The sequence below is a fragment of the Cognaticolwellia aestuarii genome (genome assembly GCF_002000025.1).
In the GTDB taxonomy this organism is placed as follows: Bacteria; Pseudomonadota; Gammaproteobacteria; order Enterobacterales; family Alteromonadaceae; genus Cognaticolwellia; species Cognaticolwellia aestuarii.
On sequence record NZ_MUZV01000004.1, the window covers coordinates 230,087 to 245,756 of the forward strand.

General features: G+C 39.6%; 15 protein-coding genes. All 15 read right to left on the reverse strand.

Annotated features, from left to right (window positions below):
- Nucleotides 1-3: 3 nt before the first annotated feature.
- Nucleotides 4-249, reverse strand: coding sequence for a hypothetical protein (locus B0169_RS07985; protein ID WP_077285429.1), 246 nt, complete (start codon nucleotides 247-249; stop codon nucleotides 4-6).
- 139 nt (nucleotides 250-388) lie between these two features.
- Complete coding sequence (gene acpS, locus B0169_RS07990) at nucleotides 389-769, reverse strand: holo-ACP synthase (RefSeq protein ID WP_077285430.1); 381 nt, start codon at nucleotides 767-769, stop codon at nucleotides 389-391.
- A 24-nt stretch (nucleotides 770-793) separates the two neighbouring features.
- Entirely contained in the window at nucleotides 794-1,531 is a 738-nt protein-coding gene (pdxJ, locus tag B0169_RS07995; protein ID WP_077285431.1) for a pyridoxine 5'-phosphate synthase, read from the reverse strand.
- 211 nt (nucleotides 1,532-1,742) lie between these two features.
- Nucleotides 1,743-2,429 carry a DNA repair protein RecO gene (gene recO / locus B0169_RS08000; protein WP_077285432.1) on the reverse strand — a complete coding sequence of 229 codons (687 nt, stop codon included), beginning with the start codon at nucleotides 2,427-2,429 and terminating at the stop codon, nucleotides 1,743-1,745.
- A gap of 87 nt (nucleotides 2,430-2,516) precedes the next feature.
- Nucleotides 2,517-3,428 (reverse strand): GTPase Era, encoded by a 912-nt coding sequence (gene era / locus B0169_RS08005; RefSeq protein ID WP_077285433.1) that lies wholly within the window; start codon nucleotides 3,426-3,428, stop codon nucleotides 2,517-2,519.
- Between the two features lie 31 nt (nucleotides 3,429-3,459).
- Entirely contained in the window at nucleotides 3,460-4,149 is a 690-nt protein-coding gene (rnc, locus tag B0169_RS08010) for a ribonuclease III (RefSeq protein ID WP_235838516.1), read from the reverse strand.
- A 2-nt stretch (nucleotides 4,150-4,151) separates the two neighbouring features.
- A complete protein-coding gene (lepB, locus tag B0169_RS08015) occupies nucleotides 4,152-5,090 on the reverse strand; it encodes a signal peptidase I (RefSeq protein ID WP_077285434.1) in 939 nt (312 codons plus the stop codon).
- Nucleotides 5,091-5,306: 216 nt separating this feature from the next.
- Nucleotides 5,307-7,097 carry a translation elongation factor 4 gene (gene lepA / locus B0169_RS08020; RefSeq protein ID WP_077285435.1) on the reverse strand — a complete coding sequence of 597 codons (1,791 nt, stop codon included), beginning with the start codon at nucleotides 7,095-7,097 and terminating at the stop codon, nucleotides 5,307-5,309.
- Nucleotides 7,098-7,335: 238 nt separating this feature from the next.
- Nucleotides 7,336-8,079, reverse strand: coding sequence for a sterol desaturase family protein (locus B0169_RS08025; RefSeq protein WP_077285580.1), 744 nt, complete (start codon nucleotides 8,077-8,079; stop codon nucleotides 7,336-7,338).
- 54 nt (nucleotides 8,080-8,133) lie between these two features.
- Nucleotides 8,134-8,826, reverse strand: a complete 693-nt coding sequence (locus B0169_RS08030; RefSeq protein ID WP_077285436.1) for a CDP-alcohol phosphatidyltransferase family protein — start codon at nucleotides 8,824-8,826, stop codon at nucleotides 8,134-8,136.
- Between the two features lie 8 nt (nucleotides 8,827-8,834).
- Nucleotides 8,835-9,482, reverse strand: coding sequence for an ATP-binding cassette domain-containing protein (locus B0169_RS08035; protein WP_077285437.1), 648 nt, complete (start codon nucleotides 9,480-9,482; stop codon nucleotides 8,835-8,837).
- Nucleotides 9,483-9,549: 67 nt separating this feature from the next.
- Complete coding sequence (locus B0169_RS08040; RefSeq protein ID WP_235838517.1) at nucleotides 9,550-11,244, reverse strand: ABC transporter permease; 1,695 nt, start codon at nucleotides 11,242-11,244, stop codon at nucleotides 9,550-9,552.
- A 4-nt stretch (nucleotides 11,245-11,248) separates the two neighbouring features.
- Nucleotides 11,249-12,646, reverse strand: a complete 1,398-nt coding sequence (locus B0169_RS08045; RefSeq protein ID WP_235838518.1) for an ABC transporter substrate-binding protein — start codon at nucleotides 12,644-12,646, stop codon at nucleotides 11,249-11,251.
- On the reverse strand, nucleotides 12,633-13,406 hold the full coding sequence (locus B0169_RS08050; RefSeq protein WP_235838525.1) for a DUF547 domain-containing protein: 774 nt from the start codon (nucleotides 13,404-13,406) through the stop codon (nucleotides 12,633-12,635). The genes B0169_RS08045 and B0169_RS08050 overlap by 14 nt, the downstream gene beginning before the upstream one ends.
- 86 nt (nucleotides 13,407-13,492) lie before the next feature.
- Entirely contained in the window at nucleotides 13,493-15,670 is a 2,178-nt protein-coding gene (locus B0169_RS08055) for an FAD-dependent oxidoreductase (protein WP_077285440.1), read from the reverse strand.

Genomic DNA, 15,670 nt, shown 5'->3' on the forward strand with positions numbered 1-15,670 from the left:
ATGCTAACGAATCTTAATATTTGGTGAGGTATTAATATCACCATCTTCAGTGATCACGGCAACACCTGAGTTACAAGTTAGTACCGCTAAACTGTGTCCATGCTCATTACGAACAAAGCAAAGCTCATAGCCGAACTTACCTAAACTGCTTGCAGAAAATTTTTGTGCTAATGATAGCTTAGACCACCATAAAGATTGCTCGGGTGGCTCTTGGCGCCTGTCGACAATAGGTTGCTTTTGCGATTGCATATCTACTCCTAAATTCAAATTTGCTCACTAACAATTTCACTAAGCTTCACTTGAGTATAGAACAGATATTATTTCTAGCGTTTAATTTATTATTAAGCCTGTTTAAGCCCTTGCACTTTAATCGCTAATTTGCGCCTAACTATTGCGATAAAACCACAAAAGCAGTGGCATATTTAACTTCATCAGAAAGTGAAATATGCCAAGTATTAGCACCCAAGTTTTTAGCTAAAGTTAACGCTTGTGCACTTAACTCAAGTATAGGTTGGCCGCTAGTTAAGGAAACAATATCAAAATGTTGAAATGAAACGCCGGCAGCAATACCAGTACCAAGTGCCTTAGCTGCAGCCTCTTTACCAGCCCATCGTTTCGCGAGGAAACGTTCGGGCTGCTTTAAAGTAATATAATGTTGGTACTCACGCGCGGTTAAGATGCGTTTTGCTAAGCGCTGCTGAGCATTATCAGACATTTTTGCAATGCGCCTAATATCAACAATATCGTTTCCTATACCTACAACAGACAAACGTGAATCCTTAATATAATTAATTTACGCTAAACCACGCGCTTCAAGCATTAAACGTTTCATATCTCGAATGGCTTTATCTAAACCATCAATTACCGCTCGAGCAATAATTGCATGACCTATGTTAAGCTCGATAATTTCAGGTATCGCAGCAATAGGCTTGACATTAAAGTAGTTTAGCCCGTGCCCTGCATTAACCTTCAAGCCAAGAGAGTGAGCATATTCAATACCTTCAATTAAGCGTGCAAGTTCTTCCTGTTGCTCTGTCTCATTTTTGGCTTCTGCATACTGGCCGGTATGAATTTCGATGTAGGTAGCTTTACTAAGCACTGCAGCATCAATTTGCTTTTTATCTGCATCAATAAATAAGCTAGTTTGTATACCCGCCTCAGCAAGACGAGCTACAGCAGCATTAATCTTATCCTGCTGCCCCGCAACATCTAACCCGCCTTCAGTAGTTAATTCTTCTCGCTTTTCAGGTACTAAACAACAAAAGACTGGTTTTACTTCGCAGGCTATAGCTAACATTTCCTCAGTCACAGCCATTTCAAAATTCATCCGGGTATGCAAAGTCTGCTTTAGTACATAAATATCTCTATCTTGAATATGACGACGGTCTTCACGTAAATGAACAGTAATACCGTCTGCACCGGCATGCTCTGCTACAGAAGCGGCATAAACGGGATCAGGATAGTTTGTGCCGCGTGCTTGTCGCAATGTGGCAATATGGTCTACATTTACGCCTAATAAAATATCTTTCATACTCTCAATCTCTCATCTTGTTAACTACCCTGCTGACGATAATAATCTAGGCTTAAGGTAGTCAATACTCTTTTTGCAGCGACTTTCCTGATGTTTATGCGGAACGCACTGGCAGTAGATTCACTATTTTAAATAGTGATTTATTTTATAATAACAATGCTAAAACGAGTTCAGGTTATCATAATTATTTAAAACATCGGCATTAACAAAACTACACTTTCTTGCTAAATAGTTTGCGACTATTTAACGGTACCCCACCAAGTAAGTGATTGATAACTTGTCTCATTAAGCTCTTAAAAGTCATTAAAACCACAGCCTGAGATAAATCTCGTTCTGCAATAGCTTGTAAATGCCAACGACTATAACAAGGTTGTTTTAACTTAGTGTAAGCAGGAATAAAGCCTTCATCGGGTAAATAATAAAAGCTCTCTGCACTATGCTCAAAAACTAGTGTAAAATCAAAAGAAACACCCAGTTCTTCCATTAACATCAGCTCAAACTCTCGCAAGCATACTTCAATGTTACTCGCTTGTGTTAACAATTCTAAACTGCTTTGATATTGTTGGAAAAGCTCGCCGCAAGCAATATTTTCTCCCAGTAATTTCACTAAGAGTTCATTAATATAAAAACCACTAAAAAGCGCATTCTGTTTTAATAGAAAGGATTTCCCTATTGGCTCTACTCGGGTTAAATTTTTTAAACTGTAATTGCCTTTCAGCGTCACTTTAATTGGTAAGAAGGGTTGTAATAGTGCTTTTCGACTCGACTTAGTTGAATGACCAATATAACTTAAGGCCGCGAGTTTGCCGTCATGCTCTGTTAATAAATCAATGAGCAACTGATTCTCTCGATAAGGTCGAGTATGAAGAACAAAGGCAGATTGCGTATTTTCTTGCATGTTAGTTACATTTTAACCTGGAAGTTAAAGCGTTAAGGGCAAAAGCAAGAGCTAACATCTAGAGAAAGCTCCAACTTTTTATCGTAACTAACCAGAGTAGTCATCGCCATAGCCTAAGCTTCGTAGCGCTCTTTCGTCGTCTGCCCAACCTGATTTAACTTTCACCCAAGTTTCTAAAAAAACTTTACGATCGAATAGGCTTTCCATATCGCGTCTTGCTTCTTGGCCAATGACTTTTAGTTTTTCGCCTTTATTGCCAATAACCATACGTTTTTGGCTACTTCTTTCAACGAGTACTAAGGCATTAATATGTAAAATACCTTTTTCATCAATTTTAAATTGTTCAATTTCAACGGTAGTTGAGTAAGGTAACTCATCACCGGTAAAACGAATAAGTTTCTCGCGAACAATTTCAGAAGCCATAAAGCGGCTAGAACGATCGGTGATGTAATCTTCAGGAAACCAAAAGTCCCCTTCAGGTAGTGCGTTAAAACATATTTTTTTAATTGTCTCTACGTTTTCACCTTTGCTAGCTGAAATTGGCACAATGTCAGCAAAGTTATGCATAGCACCAAGTTTCTGTAGGTGTGGCAGCAAACTATCTCTATCTTGTATGTTGTCAATTTTATTGACCACTAGTACACAAGGCGCTCCGCTACTTTTAATTTTAGTCAGCACCATTTCATCATCACTAGTCCAGTGGGTACCTTCTACAAGAAATACAATAGTCTCTACTTCTGCCAGAGTACTACTTGCTGCACGGTTCATTAAACGATTAATAGCGCGTTTTTCTTCCGAATGTAAGCCGGGAGTATCCACTAAAACCGCTTGGTGATTAGCTTCCGTTAAAATCCCTAAAATACGATGACGTGTTGTTTGTGGCTTGCGAGAAGTAATACTCACTTTTTGCCCAAGCAAACTATTTAAGAGTGTAGACTTGCCAACATTTGGTCGGCCAACAATAGCGATAAGACCGCAATAATTTTGTTCTGTTGTCATGATTTAATTATCAACTTAAATGTCGAACAAGCTATTTAGCTTTTTCGATTAATGCTAAAACTTGCAAAGCAGCTGATTGCTCAGCTTTGCGTCGGCTACTGCCTTTAGTAATCACTTCCTTCTCAAGTACACTAGTTGTACAGCGAACAGTGAACTGTTGGTTATGTGATTGCCCCGTTGTGTTAATCACGTCATATTGCGGCAAAGGTATTTTTCGCCCCTGCAAATACTCTTGTAAACGTGTTTTCGGGTCTTTTTGTTCATTACCTGGCTTAATATCAGCTAAACGCTGTTCGAACCAACTGAGGATAAGTGCCTGACATGTTGGTAAGTCAGAGTCTAAATAGACTGCACCAATAATAGCTTCGATAGCATCTTCAAGAATTGAGTCTCTACGATGACCTCCACTTTTTAGCTCTCCAGGTCCGAGAATTAAGTATTGACCTAACTCAAATCCACGTCCAACCTCAGCTAAAGTAACACCTTTAACTAAGCTTGAACGCATACGAGTTAAATCACCTTCGGCATGCTTTGGAAATTTCTTATACAAAGAATCGGCAATAACAAAGCCTAAAATTGAATCCCCTAAGAATTCTAGACGCTCGTTATGAGCCCCTTTAGCGCTTCGGTGTGTCAACGCTTGTAATAATAGCTTTGGCTCTTTAAAGCTATAGCCTATTTTTTTAGTTAATCGCGCGATGGCTGCTGGATTGTGTAACACGGCTATTCAATTCCACCAATTCTAGAAAGGCGTACGCCGGTTGGGATCCAAGTAGGCAAGAAGTCAGCTTCGGTACGTTCAAAATCAAAACTCATCCAAATCGCAACCGCTTCACCTACTAAATTTTCTTCTGGTACAAAGCCCCAGAAACGTCCATCAGAGCTATTATCACGGTTATCACCAAATGCTAAATAATGCCCTTTCGGTACCAAAAACTCATCTTGTTTTGTACCTGATTGAAAACAAATATTGCCTTCAGCTACACTACAAAAGTATGCAGCCTGCTGTTGTGCAGACACAGTATGATCAATCAAAATATCATGGCTTTTATTTGGCATTTTAGCGGTATAACGTGTTAATCCGTATGCTTCACCTTCACTATTTAGCTCTTGAATCACTTGTTCAAATTTCGGGCATTCTTTATCACTTTCCTGACAAGCAGCCTGAATGTATAGCTTTTTATTACGATAAACAATCTTATCACCAGGCAAACCAACTACACGCTTGATGAAGTCAATTTCTGGTTGAACCGGATATTTAAAAACAATGACATCACCACGTTCTGGTAAACCTACTTCAACAAACTTATGTCGAGCAACCGGATCTCGTAAACCATAATTGAATTTATTCACTAAAATAAAATCGCCATCAAGTAATGTTGGCATCATAGAGCCAGACGGTATTTGAAAAGGCTCATAAATAAATGAACGTAAGATCAGCACAAAGGCAATAACGGGAAAAATTTGTACCGGCGTATCAATATAAAATGGAGCTTCGATAATTTTTTCAACCACTCCTTCACTTAAATCACCTTCACATTGCGCTTGTGCGGCAACGAGCTTAAGCTGTCGTTGTGGTGCTAAATAAAATTTATCGGCTAGCCAAATAATACCGCTGATTACGGTAACTATGACTAAAAATAACGAAAAGTAAACTGCCATATTATTCCTATTTTACATTTAGTTAATGTTTAAACACTGTTGCTCTTGCAATTGATAGCGCGGTTACACTTGAAAAAGCAGGTTATCATGGGGCTTAATATCATGTTTGGTGGTTCCAAATACACGTTAAGCTACAAAGATAAGCGCTTTTTCAAGATAGCCAAATGACGATGGCTACCTAAAAATGAAAGTTCAACAACCTCTAGATTAACGAAATTAATTATCCAATTTAAGCACAGCTAAAAACGCTTCTTGTGGCACTTCAACATTACCCACTTGCTTCATACGTTTTTTACCATCTTTTTGTTTCTGTAATAATTTTTTCTTACGAGATATATCACCGCCGTAACATTTTGCCGTTACGTTTTTACGTAATTGTTTAACCGTAGTACGGGCAATAACGTTGTTACCAATGGCTGCTTGAATAGCAATATCAAACATTTGGCGATGGATCAGTTCTCTTAGTTTTTCTACTAACATTCGGCCACGAGGCACAGAATTAGATCTATGTGTGATCATAGCTAAAGCATCAACGCGATCACCATTGATCATAACATCAACACGGACCATATCTGCCGCTTCAAAGCGCACAAAGTGATAATCAAGCGATGCATATCCACGACTTGTTGACTTTAATTTATCAAAGAAGTCCATTACAACTTCAGCCATAGGTAACTCATAAGTTACCGCAACTTGATTACCATGATAAATAATATCTTTTTGCACACCACGTTTTTCAATACATAAGGTAATAACATTACCTAAATGCTCTTGTGGTACTAAAATGTTTGCTTGTACGATAGGCTCACGAATTTCTTCAATATTATTAATTGCCGGTAAGTCACTTGGGTTATCAATCGATAGGATGTCACCATTGGTACAAGCTATCTCATAATTTACCGTTGGTGCTGTGGTGATCAAATCGAGATCGTATTCACGAGCAAGGCGCTCTTGAATAATCTCCATATGTAGCATGCCTAAGAAACCTATACGGAAACCAAAGCCAAGTGCTGAAGAGTTTTCTGGTTCAAAAAATAGCGACGCATCATTCAAACTTAATTTGTTTAATGCATCACGGAAGTTTTCGTAATCATCAGAGCTGATCGGGAAAATACCAGCATAAACTTGCGGCTGCACGGTTTTAAAACCAGGTAATGCACTAGCCGCTTCTTTTTTAAGAATGGTAATAGTATCGCCAACGGGTGCACCATGAATTTCTTTAATACCGGCAATAATAAAGCCAACTTCGCCAGTACGTAAAATGCCAGTATCAGTTTGTTTCGGTGTAAAAATACCAACTTTATCAATAATATGGTTTTGCCCTGTCGACATTACCACCATTTTATCGCCTTTTTTCACCTCACCGTTCATGATTCTGACTAACGACACTACCCCTTGGTAGTTATCAAACCATGAATCGATAATAAGCGCTTGTAATGGCGCATCGGGATCACCGACAGGTGCTGGCACATTTTCAACAATAGTTTCTAAAACATCTTCGATACCAATACCGGTTTTGGCAGAACACTGCACAGCGCCAGTAGCGTCAATACCGATAATGTTTTCAATTTCTTCACTGACACGCTCAGGATCTGCTTGCGGTAAATCAATTTTGTTCAAAATTGGCAGAACTTCCAAATCCATTTCAATAGCGGTGTAACAGTTCGCTACTGTTTGGGCTTCAACTCCCTGTCCCGCGTCGACAACGAGCAAGGCTCCTTCACATGAGGCTAAAGAGCGAGAGACTTCATAAGAAAAATCAACATGGCCAGGTGTGTCGATAAAGTTTAATTGATAAACTTCACCATCTTTTGCTTTATAATCAAGCGTAACACTTTGCGCTTTGATAGTAATACCGCGTTCACGTTCAATATCCATTGAATCAAGTACTTGGGCTTCCATTTCACGTTCTTGTAGGCCTCCACAATGTTGAATAAGGCGATCAGACAACGTTGATTTACCATGGTCAATATGGGCAATGATTGAAAAGTTACGTATATGCTTCATTTTTAAGGGTTTCTTCCGTCATTGTAGCAGGTTTATTCTCTGAGGAGCCTGCTAGAGTACCACAAAGCAGCTTCTATACTTTGATTAGCATTTGATGGCTTTTGAATGGTTTAATAAAATTCTTAGCATTATAATCGAAATGAATGGCGATTGCTCGCCTTTGTTTTATGTCTCCAGATAAGCCTTAAAATGTACAATTTTACCTGATAAAAAGGCCTAACTGACTGCGCTAATTTGATTACTTGGATTTGTTTTTAAATGGCATGGTTAATAACCTTAGCAATGAGGCGTTCGAGTTTGTTGCTGGCCACTCTTTAAGACCTATGTCTATATCACAATCCTGCTTTTTAGCTTGCGCACGATAACTACCAAATATACGGTCCCAAAAAACAACACTAAAGCCGTAGTTACTGTTGGTTTCAGACACGACTTGGCTATGATGAATACGATGTAACTCTTGAGTAATAATAATTTTCCTAAACAATACTTCCAAAGACTTAGGCAAGCGGATATTGGCATGATTAAATAGCGCAAAACCATTTAATGCGATTTCAAAAATAATCACAGCCACTGCGGGTATACCCAGTATAAAAACCAATAGCGCTTTTAGTAAAATACTCAACACGATTTCAATCGGATGAAAACGCAGTCCTGTGCTAGCGTCGACATGACTATCGGCATGATGAACTTTATGCAAACGCCATAACCAAGGCACCACATGAAAAAGTCGATGTTGCCAATAAATGAGTAGATCTAATAATACTACGCCGATCACAACACTAAGCCAGTAAGGTAAATTCACAACATTAAATAAACCAAGTTGATACTCAGTGCAATAAATTGCGACACCCACGACACCAAGCGGTAAAACTAATTTTGCAGTTATTGAAGATACAATTAATAAAGTAAAATTACCTGTCCAACGATAACGTTTGTTTATTTTGCTTTGACGTGCAGGTAAATAGTTTTCGAGCAGTAGCATAATAAGCAAAATACCCAGAAAAAAACCTAACCTTAAGCTTGTTTCTGTCACGACTTACCTCTCATCATTATCAATATCAATATCAGCCGAGCTAACCGTGCTTGGATCACCGCAATGTTTAGTTAAAGATAATTCTTGCGACTTCAACGTTTTATAACCGCCATAAATACGAGTAAATACAGTAATAGCGGCTAGCAAAGCAAAACCGTATGCAAGCTCGCTAAAATAATGTGGCCAAAGACAAAAAGCGATAAATATTGCGATGGTTTCTGTTCCTTCAGTTAAGCCATTTAGATAATAAAAGCTTTTATATGAAAATTGAGGCCTATCAATGTCGAGTTTTTCCGCAGGAATAGCAAAAGCTAAAAAACTAGAACCGGTACCAATAAAAACAGACAGCAACACCGCAGCAGCCAATGCATTTTGCTCAGGATTAGCAATAGCAAAACCTAAAGGAATAGCAGCATAAAATAAAAAATCGAGACAAATATCTAAAAAGCCACCAGCACTGCTGCTGTTATTTTGTCGACGAGCCAATGCCCCATCTAAACCGTCAAATAGACGATTTAAAATAATAGCAATCAACGCCAGATGCCAAAGTTGAAAAGCTAACAGTGGTAATGCCAACATGCCAATAATAAACCCAGTAACCGTTAACTGATCGGCACTGATCTGACGCTTATCTAATAAACATACAATAGGGTTTATCAGTGGTTTAATCACCGGAGTAATATATTTATCTAACATACGCGGACCTATGAATGTTTAGGGGTTGCATCTAAAACAATAACTTTACCGTTAGCGGCGAGTGCATCTGACTCATCATGCGTGACAATAATTGCAGGTAATTGATGCTGACTAATTTGCTGAAAAACCAACTGACGTGTTTCTTGTCTTAGTTGACTGTCTAATTTACTAAAGGGCTCATCAAGTAATATTGCTTTAGGCTGACTCAATAACACTCTTAATAGCGCAACTCTCGCCTGCTGCCCACCTGACAAACTCTCAGGCCCTCTATTTTCGAGATTAACTAAACCTAAATCTTTCAAACCCTTAGCAATTTTTTCTCGGCGAACAGCTTTATCTTCTTTGGGCATTGCAAAAGCAATGTTATCAGCCACTGACAAATGCGGAAATAATAACGCATCTTGATATAACAGACCTAAACGACGTTGGTAACTCGGTAAATGGGTAATGTTTTTACCATTTAGGTATAACTCGCCATCAGCACAGAATCCATGCGGGAGCATACCTGCTAACCAGTTAAGCATAGTGGATTTACCACTTCCTGACGGCCCCATAATCGATAAGACATCGCCACCGGCTATGGTTTCATTGAGCGCTAACAATGGTACTTGATCACGCATTATTTTTAATTTATCTATCTGTAATGATGATGTCATCTTTTAACCAATACTTTATGAACTGTTATAACATTTATAAAAATCGAAGCAGAAAGGTCGCCTACAGCTACCATTTTCGTTTTAATTTAAGAATTAGCCAGACCATTAAAAATGCCATAGCCGGTAATATCATTTGCATTAATGCATACACTGAGCTAACACGGCGACTAGCACCGTTGGCTAAAGTGACGGCCTCTGTTGTCAATGTCAACATACGACCACCGCTTGCCAATTGGGTTGGTAAGTACTGACTAAAACTAATAGCTACCCCTAAGGCACTTGCTACCAAAATAGCAGCAAATAATTGCGGTAGCGTTACTTTAAAAAATACTTTAACCGGCGTCGCACCTAAACTAGCAGCCAGTTGTGCGTAACGAGGGTCTAAACGGCGATAACTATTCGCTAATGATAAAAAAACATAAGGCAAAACAAATAGTAAATGGGCAAATACAACATTTATAAAGGTTGAGTCACTATGTAATGCCTCTTGTAACCAGACCAAGCCAAACAAAAAAGCAATACTGGGAATTAATAAAGGCAAGTATATCAACAAGCTATGAAACTTAGTTAATTTAACTCGGTTTTGTTGCTCAAACTCTAAGGTAAGTAATGTTAGCACCACCGCAATGAAGGTAGAGAGTACCCCCACCAATACAGTGTTCATTAAAGGTATTTGTAATTGTAAAAGTGCCGATTGCCAATGTATTAACAACCATTGCTCAGGTAATAAGGCTGGAAAATGCCAGTATCCCGCAAATGACCAAATCACAAGTCCAGCCAGTGATAAGGCAATGACAAGAATCAGCAACACAGTCAATAACGCTACCGCTTTAGCTAAGATAATATCGCCATAATTTCGCTTGCCATTAGATAAACTCACATAGCTTACTTTTTTTATAGCTCGTTCGAGCAACCACCAAGTTGTTAGCACTAAAACCGTGACCAACAATTGTAATAAAGCGCCAGCAGAAGCTTGAATGCGCATAGACAAATCAACATCATGAAACCAGTTCATAATAGCTACAGCAAGTGTTGGTGGCGTATTAGGGCCGAGAATAAGTGGCATTTCAACACTCGCACTGGCATACGCAAGTATGGCTAAAAGTGGCAAACGCATTAATGGGTAAATTGTCGGCAGTACCACTTTAAAAAAAGCGGTTATCGGGTAATACCCCAAACTCAATGCTACGCGATATTGCGCTTGTATTTTGTTATTTAATGCCGGTTGAGCCATCGCATTTAATGTCATTAACATTAAAAATGGCAACTCCTTTAGTGTTAACCCTATGATAATGCTTATGCCATAAGGATCATGTGGTAACAACCAATCAGGTGCAATATGCCACTGGGTTAACCAAGGAGAAAATAACCGAGAAATCATACCTGAAGGTGTAATTAAAAATGCGATGGCAATAGCGGCAGCGGCGTGCGGGATCACTAAAATAGGGCTTAACATCCGCCTAATTCTTATTAACCAAGGACTATCAAAAAAAGTTGCCAACAATAATAATGTAAAAATAAACGCTAGCAAGCCACTCAATAAACTGGTGGAAAAGCTCAACGCCACCATCTGCTTTAAGCCAGGTGTTTGCAGTAGTTGGCTAAAACCTTGCAAGCCTAATTGTGTTTTCCCTAATGCCGGTAACCAACCAAAAGCTGGCAAAAGCACCCCTAATAATCCAGCAAATACTGGTAAGATCAAAATGGTGATGAGAACTTTAGGACTCAACCTCACCACAGTATTGAATAGAGAATTCAACATATGATTACTGTACGCCATAACGCTGTAACCACTCACGAGTCAGTAACTTCGTCCAACTTGGGTGGGGCTCGCTTAATGCAGTTATATTACTGTTAATAGGCAATGCGCTCGGGTGCTGGTTCAAGGTGTCAAACAATGATTGTTGCTGTTGAGTTAGTTGGCTCATATCAATAACCGTACTATCGCCCCACACCTCAGCTTGTTGTTTTTTGGCTTGCGCTTCAACACTTAGCATATAGTTAACCACAAGTTTTGCCGCATGAATTTGGCTTGTGTTGTAAGGTATAGCCAAGAAATGAATATTGCTTAAGCTGCCATCTTGCATAACATAACTACGTGTGTGCTCGGGCAGATCATAGCGCATAACCGCTGCAGGAACTTGCGCGGCGGCAAACGTAAAGCCTAAACTCAATTCGCCATCACCGACTAATCGTTGTAAAGCGGTACCGCTAGTCACAAAATAGCGTCCTTGGCGCCACAGATATGGATGTATTTCATCCAAAAATTGCCATAATTTCGGCAGCAACTGTGCTTGGCTTTCTTTCGTTTGTGCTTGGTATAAACGATTTTTGATTGAGGCTGGTTGATGCTCATTCAGCGTCATTAAAGCATACTTTAAAAAACTCAAAGATAAAAAATCAGGTGGTTTAGGATAAGTAAAGCGCCCAGGGTTTTGCTTTGCCCAAGCCAGCATCTGCTTAATCGTTTTAGGGGCTTGTGCAGTAGATAATGAATGCTGTGCCCTATTCGCCTTTGGCGTACTTTGCACAAAGTCATGAACTGGTGGAGCATAATAAAAGGTTAACGATGCTTGTCCCCATGGTGCTTCCATACCTTGGGTTGGTATACCAAAATCACGCGTCATGGCAGGATTTTTATTTGGATTAGTCAAAGAAAAGTTAGGTAACTCACCGACCCAATCTCGACTTAAAAGTCCGTATTGCTGCATTGAAGCAAAATTTTCACCATTGATCCAAACAATATCAATGCGTCCGCGATCATCATTACCTGCTGACTTTTCCGCTAACACCCTGCTAACAGCTTCACTAGTATCAATTAACTTCACATGTTGTAAATCGATATTATATTGTGCTTTCACCTTGCTTGAGAGCCATTGAATATAACGATTAATTTGTGCATCACCGCCCCAAGCATGAAAATATACCGTACGATTTTTACCTTGTTCTATATGCGTTTGCCATAACCTATCTTGGTTTATCAGCGCTAGAGGCACTTGTTTTTCTTGCTCAACTTTTGCCTCATCGCCCCCTTGGGTATAGCTTAACGCACTACTGACATTAACAAACAGCAAAAGCACTGCAACACCAACTTGTCGAAGTAATCTCGCTTTTGTTATTAATCTAAAATTAGCAAACAACATACCTGCTCTATCTAGCCACATTCAGTTGCCAGTCATAAGGTAAGTAATCCACGTCCATTTTTTTTGCTTTCAGTAAAGCTTGTTGCTCTGGCGTTAAGCCTAATGGCTCTGCGTATAAGAGTATAAAAGCCGACAAGGAGTCGCTAGCGCGAAACCCCAGCGAAAAATCTTCTTGATACCATTTAAAAATGCTAGAAAGTTCCATCTCAGCTTTGTTGAAACGGTTACGGGTTTTATCACTTAAAAAGCGCACAGTTTGCTGCTCTAGTTGCTGCGCTAACTTCTCAGCTGTATAAGCTTCTTCACGTAATGCTGGGCAGCCAATGCTGGCACAATTTACGGCAAAATGAATACGTGGATCGCCGTATTTATTATCACCACGAATTAACTCATGCTCAATATTATCTAAACTGCGAGTTTCACCAAGTAGTGGAATAAACTTCTTACTCCATGGCGAACTAAAAAAACTACCCAGATCTTTTATCGATTTAATATCAGGGTAAGCCGATAAAATAAGCTCAACTGTCCATGCATTGTAAGCATTGATCAAAAACGACAATTGCTGAGGTGCAGGCCATTGCTCAAATGTTTGCTTATCAATCTTGCCAAGCGCTGTTAAATAAGCCGTTAGCTTTGCATGATCTGTTTTCATGCCAGCATAATTCACCTGGCTTGAATGACCGTCATTTATTGGCGAAACATGTTGAGTTAATAATGCCTGCCATGGTTGATGCAAGGCTTCTTGCGCCGTAGTAACGGCGCTAAAAACGGCGCTCAGCATCAACAACACAACTGACGGCAAAACTTTAGCCCGTGTAATTGCTAGTATTACTGTCGCCCTTTGGTTGTTAAGGTTTAGCATGGCTATTAACCTCTTCTCCACGTGTGGAACTTCTCTAACCAGTTTAAAACAGTTTCTGGTGCATGATTACGCTTCCATTCACCTGCGGCGTATTTATTGCCTTCAGCCCACGTTGGGTAGCTGTGAATCGTGCCTAAAATCTTGTTTAAGCCTAAACCATGCTTCATGGCTAATACAAACTCAGCAATTAAGTCACCGGCATGTTCAGAGACAATAGTAACGCCAAGTATTTTATCTTTACCTTTAGGTGTGATCACTTTAATAAAACCATTGGCAGCACTATCGGTAATTGCTCGGTCTAACTCTTCAAAGTCAAAACGGGTAATTTCATAATCGAGACCTTGTTCAATGGCTTCTTGTTCGTTTATGCCTACACGTGCAACTTCTGGGTCAATAAAGGTTGCCCATGGAATAACACGGTAATCAACCTTAAACTTCTTAAAGGTGCCAAATAAAGCATTAACTGCAGCGTACCAACCTTGATGAGCGGCAACATGGGTAAATTGGTAAGGACCAACAATGTCACCCGCGGCAAAGATGTTCGGGTATAAGGTTTCTAAATATTCATTAGTTTGAATAGTACGGTTAGTTTCTATTCCAAGCTCTTCAAGACCGTAGCCTTTCAAGCGAGCAGAGCGGCCAACAGCGCATAGTAACTGGTCGTATTCAATGGCAATTTCTTCTTCTTGCTCTGAACCTTGTTCGTGCTTAAGGTTTTTCACAATGATGAATTTTTTACCGTCACGTTGTTCACAACGTAAAGCTTGGTGCGAAGTTAAAATATTCACGCCACTTTTTTGTAATGATTGGCTAGCAAATTCAGAGACTTCAAGGTCTTCTCTGATCATGATGCGCTCAGCCATTTCAATTTGTATTACTTGTGAGCCCAAACGAGCGAAACTTTGCGCAAGTTCACTACCAATAGGACCGCCGCCTAATACCACTAGTTTTTTCGGTGCAGTATCAAGTTTGGCAAATTCTGTCCATAAAGTATCACTAGTCACATAACCACTAGTTTCAATACCTGGTAATGATGGCACAAATGGACGAGCACCGGTGGCAATAACAATACTACGAGCGGTTAATGTTTGCATGGTGCCATCGTTAAGCTTAATTTCTACAGTCCACGGATTAATTAATTTCCCGTAGCCTTTGATCACTTCTACACCTAAGTCTGTGTAACGTTCAACACTGTCGTGTGGCGCAATATCGGCAATCACTTGATGTACACGTGCCATTACTTTCTTAAAAGAAAACTGTGGCGTTGCGTTCTCTAAACCATAGTGTTCGCCATGGGTAATTTGGTCGACTATTTTGGCACTTTTAATGATTGCCTTACTCGGTACACAACCATAGTTTAAACAGTCTCCGCCCATTTCGCCGGCTTCAATTAGTGTTACTTTTGCTTTTACAGCGGCTGCGATATAGCTTGTTACCAAACCACCCGCACCAGCACCAATCACCAATAAGTTACGGTCAAAGCTTTTTGGTTTTTGCCATTTTTTATAAACTTTACGTTGTTTAATTTTGTTAACAATCGCTTTACCAATAAGCGGTAATAGCCCAAGTAACACAAAAGAGAAAATAAGTTTAGGTGACAATATGCCCGATAAGCTGTTTATTTCTGCTAACTGTGTACCTGCGTTAACATATACCACCGTACCAGCAAGCATACCTATTTGACTAACCCAGTAAAAAGTCCAAGCTTTTATGCCGGTAACGCCCATCAGTAAGTTAACTAAAAAGAACGGAAAAACAGGCACTAAACGTAGAGTAAAGAGATAAAAAGCACCTTCTTTTTGCACGCCTTCATCAATGGCTTTTAAGCGCTCTGGAAACTTGCTTTTGATGCTATCGCGTAATAAGTAACGAGATACCAAAAAGGCTAATAATGCGCCAAGGCTTGACGCGAAAGATACCAAGACAAAACCTTCCACTAAACCAAATAAAGCGCCTGCTGCTAAAGTCAAAATAGCGGCGCCAGGTAATGACAGTGCAGCCACTAAAACGTAAAGAGCAAAAAAGCCACCAACAACTAATAATGGTGATTGTTCACGCCACTGGCCGAACTGATCCATTGAGCCTTTCAATCCCTCTAATGTCAGTAATTGATTGAGGTCGTAATGAAAAAACAAAGCCACAAGCGTGATGGCAATAACTAATAATAGTATTTTCTTAAACAT

Coding starts and splice junctions, on each gene's coding strand:
- B0169_RS07985 (WP_077285429.1), bottom strand. CDS start 249: ATGCAATCGCAAAAGCAACCTATTGTCGACAGGCGCCAAGAGCCACCC.
- pdxJ (WP_077285431.1), bottom strand. CDS start 1,531: ATGAAAGATATTTTATTAGGCGTAAATGTAGACCATATTGCCACATTG.
- B0169_RS08035 (WP_077285437.1), bottom strand. CDS start 9,482: ATGACATCATCATTACAGATAGATAAATTAAAAATAATGCGTGATCAA.
- B0169_RS08055 (WP_077285440.1), bottom strand. CDS start 15,670: ATGTTTAAGAAAATACTATTATTAGTTATTGCCATCACGCTTGTGGCT.
- B0169_RS08045 (WP_235838518.1), bottom strand. CDS start 12,646: ATGTGGCTAGATAGAGCAGGTATGTTGTTTGCTAATTTTAGATTAATA.
- B0169_RS08040 (WP_235838517.1), bottom strand. CDS start 11,244: ATGTTGAATTCTCTATTCAATACTGTGGTGAGGTTGAGTCCTAAAGTT.
- B0169_RS08025 (WP_077285580.1), bottom strand. CDS start 8,079: ATGCTACTGCTCGAAAACTATTTACCTGCACGTCAAAGCAAAATAAAC.
- B0169_RS08030 (WP_077285436.1), bottom strand. CDS start 8,826: ATGTTAGATAAATATATTACTCCGGTGATTAAACCACTGATAAACCCT.
- B0169_RS08050 (WP_235838525.1), bottom strand. CDS start 13,406: ATGCTGAGCGCCGTTTTTAGCGCCGTTACTACGGCGCAAGAAGCCTTG.
- recO (WP_077285432.1), bottom strand. CDS start 2,429: ATGCAAGAAAATACGCAATCTGCCTTTGTTCTTCATACTCGACCTTAT.
- era (WP_077285433.1), bottom strand. CDS start 3,428: ATGACAACAGAACAAAATTATTGCGGTCTTATCGCTATTGTTGGCCGA.
- lepB (WP_077285434.1), bottom strand. CDS start 5,090: ATGGCAGTTTACTTTTCGTTATTTTTAGTCATAGTTACCGTAATCAGC.
- lepA (WP_077285435.1), bottom strand. CDS start 7,097: ATGAAGCATATACGTAACTTTTCAATCATTGCCCATATTGACCATGGT.